At 64.0% G+C, this 12,148-nt stretch carries 13 protein-coding genes; 8 read left to right on the top strand and 5 right to left on the bottom strand.

Features of this window, described 5'->3' with window-relative positions; translation table 11 throughout:
- Window positions 1-10 precede the first annotated feature (10 nt).
- From RMET_RS06385 to RMET_RS06350, 8 genes are all read left to right on the top strand, one after another.
- A complete protein-coding gene (locus tag RMET_RS06385) occupies window positions 11-214 on the top strand; it encodes a YgaP family membrane protein (protein WP_010792188.1) in 204 nt (67 codons plus the stop codon).
- 7 nt (window positions 215-221) lie between these two features.
- The gene (locus RMET_RS06380) at window positions 222-1,631 is read left to right on the top strand and encodes an MBL fold metallo-hydrolase RNA specificity domain-containing protein (RefSeq protein WP_011516037.1); all 1,410 of its coding nucleotides are present in this window, start codon (window positions 222-224) and stop codon (window positions 1,629-1,631) included.
- Window positions 1,631-2,497 carry an LOG family protein gene (locus RMET_RS06375; protein WP_011516036.1) on the top strand — a complete coding sequence of 289 codons (867 nt, stop codon included), beginning with the start codon at window positions 1,631-1,633 and terminating at the stop codon, window positions 2,495-2,497. The genes RMET_RS06380 and RMET_RS06375 overlap by 1 nt, the downstream gene beginning before the upstream one ends.
- A 146-nt stretch (window positions 2,498-2,643) precedes the next feature.
- Entirely contained in the window at window positions 2,644-3,675 is a 1,032-nt protein-coding gene (istA, locus tag RMET_RS06370; RefSeq protein WP_035821749.1) for an IS21-like element ISRme20 family transposase, read from the top strand.
- Window positions 3,675-4,481, top strand: coding sequence for an IS21-like element ISRme20 family helper ATPase IstB (gene istB / locus RMET_RS06365; RefSeq protein WP_011516034.1), 807 nt, complete (start codon window positions 3,675-3,677; stop codon window positions 4,479-4,481). The genes istA and istB overlap by 1 nt, the downstream gene beginning before the upstream one ends.
- Before the next feature lie 149 nt (window positions 4,482-4,630).
- On the top strand, window positions 4,631-5,881 hold the full coding sequence (locus RMET_RS06360) for an IS256-like element IS1090 family transposase (protein ID WP_011515352.1): 1,251 nt from the start codon (window positions 4,631-4,633) through the stop codon (window positions 5,879-5,881).
- A gap of 150 nt (window positions 5,882-6,031) precedes the next feature.
- Entirely contained in the window at window positions 6,032-7,141 is a 1,110-nt protein-coding gene (locus tag RMET_RS06355; RefSeq protein ID WP_231138488.1) for a lipid A deacylase LpxR family protein, read from the top strand.
- A 48-nt stretch (window positions 7,142-7,189) separates the two neighbouring features.
- Complete coding sequence (locus RMET_RS06350) at window positions 7,190-7,663, top strand: cytochrome c (RefSeq protein WP_029310270.1); 474 nt, start codon at window positions 7,190-7,192, stop codon at window positions 7,661-7,663.
- 37 nt (window positions 7,664-7,700) lie between these two features.
- On the opposite strand, the gene RMET_RS06345 is transcribed toward RMET_RS06350, so the two are convergent.
- The 5 genes from RMET_RS06345 to parA all read right to left on the bottom strand — a co-directional run bounded on the left by RMET_RS06345 (window position 7,701) and on the right by parA (window position 12,144).
- Entirely contained in the window at window positions 7,701-9,686 is a 1,986-nt protein-coding gene (locus RMET_RS06345; RefSeq protein ID WP_041240063.1) for a relaxase/mobilization nuclease domain-containing protein, read from the bottom strand.
- 436 nt (window positions 9,687-10,122) lie between these two features.
- Entirely contained in the window at window positions 10,123-10,710 is a 588-nt protein-coding gene (locus RMET_RS06340) for a S26 family signal peptidase (protein ID WP_011516030.1), read from the bottom strand.
- A complete protein-coding gene (locus tag RMET_RS06335) occupies window positions 10,707-11,240 on the bottom strand; it encodes a DUF2840 domain-containing protein (RefSeq protein ID WP_011516029.1) in 534 nt (177 codons plus the stop codon). The genes RMET_RS06340 and RMET_RS06335 overlap by 4 nt, the downstream gene beginning before the upstream one ends.
- Window positions 11,237-11,509 carry a hypothetical protein gene (locus tag RMET_RS06330; protein WP_011516028.1) on the bottom strand — a complete coding sequence of 91 codons (273 nt, stop codon included), beginning with the start codon at window positions 11,507-11,509 and terminating at the stop codon, window positions 11,237-11,239. The genes RMET_RS06335 and RMET_RS06330 overlap by 4 nt, the downstream gene beginning before the upstream one ends.
- Window positions 11,506-12,144: a ParA family partition ATPase gene (gene parA, locus RMET_RS06325; RefSeq protein ID WP_011516027.1), complete on the bottom strand. Its 639-nt coding sequence runs from the start codon at window positions 12,142-12,144 to the stop codon at window positions 11,506-11,508. Before parA ends, RMET_RS06330 begins: the two co-directional genes overlap by 4 nt.
- Window positions 12,145-12,148 lie beyond the last annotated feature (4 nt).

Below are 12,148 nucleotides of genomic sequence, written 5' to 3'. Positions count from 1 at the left end.
GGAGACCGTCATGCAAATCAACGTTGGAAATCTCGACCGCATTGTGCGCATCGTCATCGGACTGATTTTGCTCAGTCTCCCATTGTGGCTGGACTCATCTTGGCGTTGGCTGGGACTCATTGGAATCATGCCGCTCCTCACCGGCCTGGCAGGCCGCTGTCCTGGCTATCGCCTGCTCGGCCTCAGCACTTGCCCGATGCGAAAACCCGAGTGAACGCCCTATGAAACTCAGTTTTTTGGGCGCAGCCCGAGAAGTCACCGGATCGTGCTTCCTGGTCGAAGCGGCTAATGTCCGCTTCCTGGTCGATTGCGGCATGGTTCAAGGTGGGCGTGTAGCAGCAGCACGCAACTACGAGCCGTTTGCGTTCGACCCGGCGTCCATTGACTTCGTCCTGCTGACCCACGCCCACATCGACCATAGCGGGCTATTGCCCAAACTGACGCGCGCCGGGTTCAAGGGGCCCATCTACGCCACGCCAGCGACGGTTGATCTGCTCGGGGTGATGCTGCCCGATAGCGCTCACATCCAGGAAAGCGATGCCAAGCGGGTTGCCAAGCGGTTCAAAGAGAAGACCGTGCCGCCACCCCTGTATACCCTGCAGGATACACACGAATGCCTGCAGCAGGTACGCGGCATCGAATACGACCGGGAGTTCGCACCCCGCGTCGGGGTGCGCGCCCGCTTTCGTGATGCCGGCCACATCCTCGGCTCGGCCATCGTGGAAGTGTGGATTACCGAGTACGGTTACCCCACGAAGATCGTGTTCAGCGGCGATTTGGGCCAGCCGGGACGCCCCATCCTGCGCGACCCGACACCCATCGAGGACGCGGACATCCTCGTCATCGAGTCCACCTACGGCGACCGCCGGCACAAGGATTTTTCGGCGACCGAAGCGGACATGATCGGCATCGTCGAGAAAACCCTGTTCGAGCGCGGCGGCAATGTCATCGTTCCGGCCTTTGCGGTCGGCCGAACCCAGGAGGTGCTCTACCACCTACATCGTCTCACCTGCGAAGGGCGTCTGCAGCGTCCAATGGTGTTTGTCGATTCGCCGATGGCCACCGAGGCCACACGCATCACGCGTGAGCATCTCGAATTGTTCGACGAACAGGCGAAGCGGTTGGCCGGATGGCATGCGCGCGGCGAGAACCTCCCGTATCTGGATTTCACCGCGAGCGCTGAGGAGTCCATGGCGCTGAACCGGATTCGCTCCGGGGCCATCATTATTTCTGCCAGCGGCATGTGCGATGCGGGGCGTATCCGGCACCACCTGCGCCACAACTTGCCACGCCGCGAATGCAGCATCTTGTTTCCCGGTTTCCAGGCGCAGGGGACGCTTGGCCGGCGCCTGATCGAGGGGGCCGAACGTGTACGCATCTTCGGTGAGGACATCCCGGTACGTGCGGCGATCCACAGCGTGGACGGCCTCTCGGCGCATGCCGACCAAAAGGCGCTGCTGGATTGGGCCCGTGCTTTCATTCAAGCACCGGCGCAAACCTTCGTGGTGCATGGGGAATCGTCGGCCGCGCAAGCCTTCGCTGAACTCTTGCAGCAGCAACTCGGCTGGCAGGTCACGGTGCCCGAGTATGGCCATGCGCTGCGCTGGCCGGACTTTCTGGCGCACGAGTGATGAAACCTGCAGAAGATCTCGCTGAACGCCTGCGCGCCATCCGCGAGTCACCAACATACCGTCTTGCGTACGAAGACATCGAGCTGCTTGGCCAGGACGAACTGCGGCCGCTGCGACTACAACTCGAACTGCTCAAACCTGAGCGCATCCTGCACGAGCAAGGCATTCACTCGACGGTAGTGGTCTTCGGCAGCGCACGCGTGAGCGATGCCGAGACGGCAGAAGCCCGCCTTGGCGCGCTGGAGCGTCAGGCGCTCGTCACTCCGGAGAATGTCGGGCTGAGGCAAGAGCTTGCGCGAGCCAATCGCCGGGTCGAACAGGCACGTCACTACGAGCAAGCGAGGCGTTTCTCGGGCCTTATTTCGGCGCGTTTCCAGCAGCAAAACCGCCGTGATTTCGTCGTCGTCACCGGGGGTGGGCCCGGCATCATGGAGGCCGCCAACCGCGGTGCTTTCGAGGTTGGCGCACGTTCGATTGGCCTCAACATCACGCTGCCCCACGAACAGGCACCCAACCCCTACATGTGCCCGGATTTGGCGTTCCGATTCCACTATTTCGCGCTGCGCAAGATGCACTTCTTGTTGCACGCCAAGGGCTTGGTGGCATTCCCGGGTGGCTATCGAACGCTCGATGAGCTGTTCGAGGTGCTCACCTTGATCCAGACCGGAAAGATGCAGCGTATTCCGGTAGTGCTGGTCGGCCGTGCATTCTGGCATCGCGTAGTTGATTTCGATCTTCTGCTCGACGAAGGCTATGTCTCTCCATCCGATCTCGACTTGTTCACCTGCGTAGACAAAGCAGAGGAAATCGTCAGTGCCCTCGAACGCTTTTACGTCACCAGGGCAGCAGGCGATGGGGCAACATGATTGGCATCGACGGGTATCGCTGGAGCCTGCGCGGCACCAAAGTGCAGCAGCCGATGCAGTGCTGTCAGCAGCACGTTGAAAATGACCCAGCGGCAGCACATTGGATTTGACCCACCCGGGTAGGATGGGCCCTTTTTGGAGGGCCAGTGCTTACAAGGGAGGTAATCGTGGAAATACGTGTGTTGGCCCGCCAAGGATTAGGAATCCGGGAGATCTCGCGGGAACTGGGGCTGTCGAGGAACACCGTGCGCAAATACTTACGCAGTTGTGCTGAGCAGGATCGTGCGCCGCGATCGGGGCGCACGCAGAAGCTCGATCCGTTCAAAACCTATCTGCATGACCGGGTTCGCGCAGCGCATCCGGCCTGGCTGCCGGCGACCGCGCTGCTGATCGAGATTCGCGCGATGGGTTATGACGGAGGCCTGACGCGGCTGCGGGTCTATCTGCGGTCGCTGAAGTCGATCAAGGCGCCGGAGCCACTGGTACGTTTCGAAACCGATCCGGGGCAGCAGATGCAGGTCGACTGGATCGTGTTTCGACGTGGCAAGCTGCCGCTGTCGGCATTCGTTGCGACGCTCGGTTACAGTCGGGCGAGTTACGTCGAGTTCGTGACCGACGAACGATTGCCGACGCTGCTGGGATGCCATGAGCGCGCGTTCGACTTCTTCGGTGGGGTTCCTCGCGAGGTCCTGTACGACAACGTCAAGACGGTGGTGATTGGCCGAGACGCCTATGGTCCCGGACTGCATCGCTATCAACCGGCCTTCCTCGACTTTGCGAAGCACCACGGCTTCGTGCCGCGCCTGTGCAAGCCCTACCGAGCGAAGACCAAGGGGAAGGTTGAGCGCTTCAACGGATACCTGCGCCGCAGCTTCTACAATCCGCTGGCAAGCCGGCTCGCTCAGGATCGCCTCTCGCTTGACGCGACCACGGCGAACGCCGAGGTCGTGCGCTGGCTGAGAGATGTCGCCAATGTGCGCATCCACGGCACGACTGGACAGTCGCCGCTCGAGCGTCTCCTGCTTGAGCAACCGAAGCTGCAGCAGTTGCCGGAGCCGTGGCGCGCGAACCTGCCGTCAGCTTCCGTGCCGACGATGCCACCGCCGTCGCGGTTCGATGATACGCCGCTGCAGCATCAGCTGTCAGTGTATCAAGCCCTGCTGACGGAGGCACGTTGATGGACATCCAGCACGAACGTATCCTCGAAGCCTGTCGACAACTGCGGATCGACACGATGGGCGAGCAGTACAGCATGTTGGCAGCTCGCGCGGCAGCGAACCAACTCACGTTTGCCGACTTCTTCGAGGCGCTGTTGAAATCTGCGATGGACGCGAAGCACACGCGGACCAAATCCATGTTGCTGCGCACGGCCGGCTTCCCTGTGCTGAAGACGCTGGAGGAGTTCGACTTTACGTTTGCTCACGGCGTTGCCAAGAAATCGGTGCTGGAGCTGTCGTCGATGGCCTTCGTCGAGCGCGCCGAGAACATCGTGTTGCTCGGGCCGAGCGGCCTTGGCAAAACGCATCTGGCGATCGCACTCGGTTACATCGCAACGCAGATGGGGATCAAGACGCGCTTCATCTCTGCGGCGGATCTCGTCATTGCCTTGGCCGCCGCTTCCCGGCAGGATCGATTGGCCGACTTCCTGAAGCGCAACATCATGAACCCACGGCTGTTGATCATTGATGAGGTCGGCTATCTGCCGCTCGGCCGGGACGATGCCAATCTGTTCTTCCAGGTGATCGCCAAGCGGTATGAAAAGGGTTCCGTGATCGTAACGAGCAACTTGCCGTTCGGGCAATGGGACCAGACGTTCGCCGGAGATCAGACGCTCACGGCCGCGTTGCTCGACCGCCTCCTGCATCACAGCCATGTTCTACAGATCAAAGGCGAAAGCTACCGACTGAAGGACAAGCGAAAAGCCGGCGTGATCCGATCCCGTGCATCCGAAAGTGCTGAACAGCAACTGGAGATGCACGCGTAAGTGATGATCAGCAACATCGTTTGACCCTGGGTCAGGCGAAACCGATGGCCAGCAACTGACGCTGACCCAGGGTCACGCAACATGCTGGGCATCAACGGGACTGTCGGAGATTTCGTGTTTAAGGCATAACATGCTCCCAAGGAGAATGTATGCCTCGCAAACCGAAAGCCCCGCTGGCAGAGCTGCCGGCGATCCCCGCCGAGCTGCTTGAGCAGTTCGGCAATGGCCCGATGACGGCCGAAGCCATCCATGCCGCGACCCTGGCACTCAAGAAAGCGCTGATCGAGCGAGCCCTGGGCGGCGAGATGAATCATCATCTCGGCTATTCACCGGGCGCAGCCAAACCAGCCGCCGTCACCAACCAGCGCAACGGTAAAGGTGCGAAGACGGTTCTGACCGAAGATGGCCCAATCCGAATCGAGGTGCCTCGCGACCGTGACGGCAGCTTCGAGCCGTTGCTGATTCCAAAGCACGAACGGCGCTTCACGGGCTTCGATGACAAGATCGTCGCCATGTACGCTCGGGGCATGACCGTGCGCGAGATTCAGGGTTTCCTGCAGGAGCAATACGGCACCGAGGTCTCGCCCGATTTCATCAGTTCGGTTACCGACGAGGTCATGGCCGAAGTCACCGCCTGGCAAGCCAGGCCGCTTGAGCAGATGTATCCGGTCGTGTTCTTCGACGCACTGCGAGTGAAGATCCGTGAGGATGCCGTCGTACGCAACAAGGCGGTCTATCTGGCGCTGGGCGTTCTGCCCGACGGCACGCGCGAGATTCTGGGGCTGTGGATCGAGAACACCGAAGGCGCCAAGTTCTGGATGAAGGTTTTCAACGATCTCAAGACGCGCGGCGTCAACGACATTCTGATCGCAGTGACCGACGGCCTCAAGGGCATGCCGGAGGCGCTGAGCGCAGTATTCCCGGCGACCACGCTGCAAACCTGCATCGTCCATCTGATCCGCAACAGCCTGAATTACGCTAGCTGGAAAGATCGCAAAGCGCTAGCCGCCGCGATCCGGCCGATCTACACCGCGCCGAGTGCGGAAGCCGCCGAAGCTGAGCTCAATACGTTTGCCGCGGGACCATGGGGGCAGAAATTCCCGACGGTCAGCGCTTCATGGCGTAACGCCTGGGACCGCGTGATCCCGTTCTTCGCATTTCCGCCGGCGGTGCGCAGGGTGATCTACACGACAAATGCCATAGAAAATATCAATTCGCAGCTACGCAAGATCATCAAGACCCGAGGCCACTTCCCGAGCGACGAGGCAGCGACTAAGCTTATCTGGCTGGCGCTACGCAATATCACCTCTGACTGGGGTCGTGCCGCAAAAGATTGGAAGGACGCAATGAACCAATTTGCTATCCTCTACCAGGATCGATTCGTTCGACCATCCGTGTGATTCTCAACCCGCCTTGAACACGGAAATTCTGACACCCCCGCATCAACTTGGTGACCCAGGTGGGTCAAATCTAATGTGCTGCACAACGGCCCAAGTGGGTCACTTCTAAGTTGCTGTTGACAGTGCGTCACCTTGTTGATTGCGGGTGCATTGTTCAGCCCGATCTCTACTTTCGGTTCCGAAGTCTCGCTCTCTACAAATCCTTCCTCCTGCTCGCCAGAGCAATCCCTGCGCTGGCGGGGCGGCACCCTGCGTCTGGAGAACGATTTGTTCACCGGCTCCGATCGCAACTACACCAACGGTGTCGCGCTAACAGCAGTCTCACGCGATCTGCAAGGCGGGCTCCGTCCGGAGTGCCTGCCCCAGCCGATTGGTTTGTACGCCCGCTTCATCGGCTGGGCTGATCCAGGCTTCTGGCACGAAGCCGGCGCCCACTCGTCGTCGCAAAACCTCGTTGTGCGCTTTGGCCAAGCCATGTACACGCCCGAGAACAAGACGCGCACCGATGTGATTCCAGATGACCGACCGTACGCTGGTTTGCTCTACCTGGGTTTGGCGTGGAATCGCCGCATCCACCCACAAGCTGCCAGCTACGAAATGCTTGACGTGCGTGAGTTGACCCTGGGCGTGGTCGGCCCCTGGTCGCTGGCCGAGCAATCTCAGGATCTGGTGCATCGCGCACGCGGCATTGAGCGCTTTCGCGGCTGGAACAACCAGTTGCGCAACGAGCCGGCATTTCAGATGGCCATGGAGCGCAAGTTCAAGCCGTACACGGAGGGTGCCGTCCGTCCTGGATGGGGCAGCGACGTGATCGGCAGCTATGCCTTGCGGGTCGGAAACATCGAAACCGCCGCCAGTACCGGCGTGGAGTTTCGCGCGGGCTGGAACATACCGAACGACTTCGGCAGCTATCCGATCCGCCCTGGCGCGGAGAACCGCCCGCCCTCTGGTGTTGCCGATCTGCGCACGACAACGCCGCAATCGGTCCTGGCGCCCAAACCTGGGGCACATGTCTTCCTGAGCCTGGAGGGTAAAGCCGTCGCCTGGGACTTCTCACTCGACGGAAACATGTTCCGGCATAGCCATCATGTCAGCCGGCGGCCTTGGGTCGCGCAAGCAGCTCTCGGCATCAGTAGCCAATGGATCGTTGCTGGACGTGGCGTGCGGCTCGCCGTGATGCGCGTTTGGAGAACCCGCGAGTTCGACCAGCAGGCGGGCCATCACGCATTCGGATCGATCGCGCTGAGTCTGGAATTTTGAGGACACCTGCAACCATTCGTTAGACCCAAAGCATTCGTCACAACATCAATGGAGAAATTCGTGAACCAGCCCCTGAAACCCAGATCGTTCTTCACCGTCTCGCTGTCCGTGCTCTTGGCAACCTTCGCCACGGCACTCGGTGCGCAGTCCGTAGAGGCGGCAAAGCCAATGGCGCTTCGTACCATAATGGAAAGACTCGGTCGCGACATGCAAGCCGTCACGGGCGCGATCTCCAAAGAAGACTGGCCACTGGTCGCCGAGCTAGCACCACGAATCGCCAAGCATGCCGAGCCGCCCATGTCGGAAAAGATGCGCATCCTTGCCTGGCTTGGGGCAGACGCTGGAAAGTTTCGGGGTCTTGATGGACAGGTCCATGACGCCGCGACCGCCATGGGCGAGGCTGCACAGCGGAATGACGGCCAAGCAGTCATCGCGGCTTTCTCCAAAACCCAGCAAAGCTGCCTAGCCTGCCACCAGAGTTACCGTCGCTCGTTCGTGGAAAAGTTCTATGGAAGCCGCTAGCAAGGGATGGCTACACCTGTTGACGGAAGACTAACTTCTATCCAATCGATATACCTCGACGAATTCCGAGTTCCCAGGAAGCCGATCCTTTGTGAATGGTCGCAGCGAGTTGCTGTCCCAACCGCTGCTCGATCACCGGCTTCCACGGCACCAGGCTGAACCCCATGCCGTCATCGAGCATCGCGTAGCGCCCGCTAGCGAGCATGACGGAACGCCTGTAGATGCCAGCCACGCGTTGGCCGTCGGACACGGGCCGGTGCTCCAAGCCGGTTTCGGCCGCAATGTCCTTGGCGGCCTGCGCCAATTCCCGATTGCGCAGCGTGCCCAACAGGTTCCGGGCCAGGATTACGCGCTGCCCACGGCGCTCGGCCAGCCCCTGTTCGGCCAGGAAGTCGGCGCGCTGCTGCATCGCTTGTTTGGCCTCGCTGCCAAAGCCCAGGTTGCCAAGGCCCGAGCCGCCGCCGATCAGTTGGTGGTCGAGCCAGGTGGCCCCCATCACGCGGGCCTGCCGCTCGATAGGCAGGTGCGATTTCAGTTCCACCGCCACGCCGCCCAGGCGCTGCGCGTCGTAGCGGCGGCCCTGCTCGGGCAGGTCGCCCGGCACCTTCCACAAACCTTCGGCCACGCGCTCCACGATGCCGGCCCGGCGCAGGGCTTCAAGGCGGCGAACGTGAGCCGCGACGATTTCCTGCGGATCGCGCCCATGCGTGGCCCGGCCTTGCTCAATCGCCAGGTGATGATCGGTGCGATACAGGCCATCGCTCGCCAGTGCAGCGATGTTCTTGTCGGCCGCGCGCACGTCGGCCGAACCCTTGACCTCCACCACGGCGCCGGTCGGATAGTTCGCCAGCTCGTCGCGGGCGTTGAGCGCGACGTAGTGGGCCTTGCCGTCCACGCCGTCGATGACCAGGTAGCCCCGGTCGCGCAGCTCGTCGGCCAGCCCCTTCGCGGCCACGCGGCCGAGAATGGTGCGGTCGTCGTCGCCCGGCTCGAACACCGCCAGCTCGCGCGGCTGGCCGCGCATGGCTCGCTGCATGGTGCGGATGATGTCGCCACGCTCGCCCAGGGCGCGCAGGGTCTTCTCCGCGTCGGCATGGACGACCCAGGTGCCCGGCCGCAGCTCGTCGGCCAGGCCCAGGCGCTGCAAGCGTTGCAGGCGGCCGATCAGCGGCAGGCGCTGGCGTTGCAGCATCGGTTCGTTGAAGCGTTCGGTCTGCACCCGGCCGTCCTCGCCGGCCTCGCGTTGGAGGGTGCGGTCGAGGCTCGTCCACCGCTCCTGTTCCACCTCGCGCTGCAAGGTCTGCTTGATCTCCAGCTCGGTGCGCGGCCCCAGCCATTCGGTTGCCAGTTCGGCGGCGCGATGGCGGAAACCATCGGTGATGTAGTCGCCCGCGATGATGAGGTCTTTGCCGGTGTCGTCGCGCCCGCGCACGACGATGTGCGTGTGCGGGTTGTCGGTGTTCCAGTGGTTCACGGCCACCCAATCGAGGCCCGTGCCCAAGTCGGCCTCCATGCGGCCCATGAGATGCCGCGTGTAGGTGCGCAGGTCTTCGAGTTCCGCGCCATCCTCGGGCGAGAGGATGAAGCGGAAGTGGTGCCGGTCATCCGCGCAGCGTTCCTTGAAGCCGTCGAGGTCGGCAGCATCGGTCTGCGGCCCGTAGGCTTGGCCCGGCTCGCCATCGCGGCCCACGCCATCGCGCTCGATGTAGCGCAGGTGCTTGGCGAGCGACTGCGGACTGGCCTGGCGCTGGTTGACCAGCAGCGTCTTGATGGTCACGCGCCGCGACATGGGCGTGAGCTTCGCCCCCGCGAAGCGCGCCGCCGTGTGGCCGCGACCCAGGCGCGAGCCGGGCCGCTGGACGGTGCCCCTCCCGGTGCCGCCAGTCGTCCCAGGACGGCGCACCGAGGACTTGCCGCCGCTGGCCTTGCCCGCCTGCTTGAGCACCTTGGAGACGAAGCCCTGGCCTCGGTTCTTCGGGGCGCTGGGGCGGATGCGGAAATCATCATCGCGGCGGTCGGTCATGGTTATGCCCTCTGCAACCTCTGGCGTGTCCGGTCGTGCAAAGCACGCGGACATGCCTGCATTGGCGCGGGCCTCGCGCCACAAGCGGCACGGCGGCGAAGCCGCTGCGTGCTGCGCCACCCCCACGTGCAGACTGGCTTTCGACGCGGCCCGGTGCCGCGTCCTTTTGTCTTGCCTTCCGCCTTTGCCCCTCGCTGGCGCTCCGGGCAGCGGCGGCCCGGCGGCGCTGCTGCGTGAGCAGCCAGCGCGCCGGCGAACGCGGCGACGGCCACAGGCCGGGCGCGTTCGAGGCAAGACGCCTGCACATGGGAAGGCTGCGCGAAGTGCAGCGCGGATGCGCTGGCACTGCACGCGCGACGACACGCGGAGAGCCACTGGAGCGGCACGCCCGATGGCACGATGAGATGCACGGCAACGTGCAGCGAATCAGCCGCCATCATGGGCGTGACTCCAGCCAGACCGGATGCGCGACGCCGATCACGGCGGATGTGCTGACCGGCCCGAAATACCGGCTGTCGAACGACGCCTGGTTGGTCACACTCAAGAGGAACAGTTCGCCGGGTTCGAGGCGACGGCATTGCTGCCAGGATGGCAGCGGCCGGCCCCAGCGGTCAGCAGGCAGCACGGCGGCCGAAAGCACGCCGTCAATGCGGACAACGCGGCCAGTGATGCACACCTCCTGCGGCGCGACGGCGCCCACGCGCTTGAGCAGCGGCACGCGCGTCGGCAGGTAGCCGCGCTGCGCGGCCAGCACGGCGGCGTCTGGCGGCAGCGTGGTCAGGACGATGCTGCCCACGGACAAAGGACGTGGCAGCGAGGCGGTGCCGTGGTGCAGCGGATCGACGCGATACCAGCCGACCGCCACGCTGTCGGATGGGTTGTAGATCAGGCGCGGCAGCGGATGCACGAAGGACGCCCAGGCCAGCGCAGCGAGGCCGCAGGCGGACAGGCCCGCCAGCACGAGGCGAGCGCGCAAGCGCGAGCGAGGACGCGGCGCGGTGCTGGCAGTCGAAACGGCGGTCATGGTAGTTCCCTCCCGATGAGCCAGGCGGCGTGCCGCTCGGCGGTGTATTCGGGCAGCGGTAAGCGCGCAGCGAGACGGTTGGCGAGCGTGCGCCAGTACGCGGGCGAGACAGCGGCGGGTGCGATACCCAGCGCTTCGATGGCGTCGATGCGCTCCAGCACGGCGCGCACTTGGTTCTCGCCCTCGGCGTGCAGCAGCAGGCGCGCGCCCGGCTGCACGCCGGGGATGCGCTGTGCCGCATCTAGTGGCGTGCAAGCCTGCATCACCATGAGCTGCCAGCGAACAGTGCCGTAGTCGTTGGCCTGCCACCGGATGCGGCACAACATGGCGCCCGGCAGGAACACGGCGCAGCGCCGCCAGCGGTCGAGCTGGTGCGTGCGCGCAGGTTCGCCGAAGCGCAGGTAGAGCTTGAAGCGCGGTTCGATGTAGGCCAGCGCCACGCGCGTCAGCGGCGCGCTGGCAAGCTGGCCGGAAGGTGCTGCGAGCGCAGCCGTGGCCGCGCCAGAGGCAGGCGAAGCGGATGCGGTCATGGGGTGTTCTCCCTGCGGTGCTCTGGAAACTCCCGTTCCAGCAGGCCGCGCAGCAGGTCGGCCACGGTCACGCCCTGCGTGAAGGCCGATACCTTGATGCGCGCCCGCATCGCGGGCGTGATGTCGAGGGTCAGACGGGCGGTGTAGAGGTCGCCCTTGTTAAGCGCATCGGCATCGCCCTGGCGAATCCACGCCTCGGCGTGCGGATTAGCCGGTGGACGCGCGCCGATGCCGACGCGCTTTGCGCGAGGTGGCGGCTTCGCTGTCATGTCGGCCACCGCAGCAGTTCGTCCACCAGCGCAGTGATTTCGCGCGCGGCGGCGCTGTCCGGCGCCGTCTCGCGTGCAAGCCGGCCAGCGGCCACGCTGTCGGCGAACACGATGCGCTGATGCACTTCCGCGCGCAGCGCAGGAAGCGGCTGGTCGGCCAGCGCCTGGCGCGCTTCGCGCCCGATCACGGTGGTACTGACGCGCCGGTTGATGACGAAGGCCGCGCGCAGCGCGGGCCGAAACACCTGCGCTTCGCGGATCAGCGCCACCATCTCGGCGCTGGCCCACAGGTCGTAGGGACTGGGCTGCACCGGGATCAGCACGCGCTCGGCCGCCAGAAGCGCGGAGCGCGCCAGCGCCGCGATGCGCGGCGGGCCGTCGATGACGACGTGATCGGCCCGCTTGGCGAGTTCTGGCGCCTCTTGGTGCAGCGTTTCGCGTGCGAGGCCCACGGCGCTGAACAGCCGCGGCAAGCCTTGTTGGCTTCTGCGCTGTGTCCAGTCCAGCGATGAACCCTGCGGGTCGGCGTCCAGCAGGACGACGTGCTGGCCGCGCATCGCCAGCTCGCCGGCGATGTGCGTGGCGAGCGTGGTCTTGCCCACGCCGCCTTTCTGGTTGAGCAGAGCGACGATCATGGCG

The organism is Cupriavidus metallidurans CH34, assembly GCF_000196015.1.
GTDB lineage: Bacteria > Pseudomonadota > Gammaproteobacteria > Burkholderiales > Burkholderiaceae > Cupriavidus > Cupriavidus metallidurans.
Note: the sequence above shows the minus strand (reverse complement) of the source record. Positions and strands in the feature narration are given on the sequence as shown.

What these genes read in the sequence shown, in the direction of transcription:
- RMET_RS06385 (WP_010792188.1), top strand. Translation starts at nt 11, where the DNA reads ATGCAAATCAACGTTGGAAATCTCGACCGCATTGTGCGCATCGTCATC.
- RMET_RS06380 (WP_011516037.1), top strand. Translation starts at nt 222, where the DNA reads ATGAAACTCAGTTTTTTGGGCGCAGCCCGAGAAGTCACCGGATCGTGC.
- RMET_RS06375 (WP_011516036.1), top strand. Translation starts at nt 1,631, where the DNA reads ATGAAACCTGCAGAAGATCTCGCTGAACGCCTGCGCGCCATCCGCGAG.
- istB (WP_011516034.1), top strand. Translation starts at nt 3,675, where the DNA reads ATGGACATCCAGCACGAACGTATCCTCGAAGCCTGTCGACAACTGCGG.
- RMET_RS06360 (WP_011515352.1), top strand. Translation starts at nt 4,631, where the DNA reads ATGCCTCGCAAACCGAAAGCCCCGCTGGCAGAGCTGCCGGCGATCCCC.
- RMET_RS06350 (WP_029310270.1), top strand. Translation starts at nt 7,190, where the DNA reads ATGGAGAAATTCGTGAACCAGCCCCTGAAACCCAGATCGTTCTTCACC.
- RMET_RS06345 (WP_041240063.1), bottom strand. Translation starts at nt 9,686, where the DNA reads ATGACCGACCGCCGCGATGATGATTTCCGCATCCGCCCCAGCGCCCCG.
- RMET_RS06340 (WP_011516030.1), bottom strand. Translation starts at nt 10,710, where the DNA reads ATGACCGCCGTTTCGACTGCCAGCACCGCGCCGCGTCCTCGCTCGCGC.
- RMET_RS06335 (WP_011516029.1), bottom strand. Translation starts at nt 11,240, where the DNA reads ATGACCGCATCCGCTTCGCCTGCCTCTGGCGCGGCCACGGCTGCGCTC.
- RMET_RS06330 (WP_011516028.1), bottom strand. Translation starts at nt 11,509, where the DNA reads ATGACAGCGAAGCCGCCACCTCGCGCAAAGCGCGTCGGCATCGGCGCG.
- parA (WP_011516027.1), bottom strand. Translation starts at nt 12,144, where the DNA reads ATGATCGTCGCTCTGCTCAACCAGAAAGGCGGCGTGGGCAAGACCACG.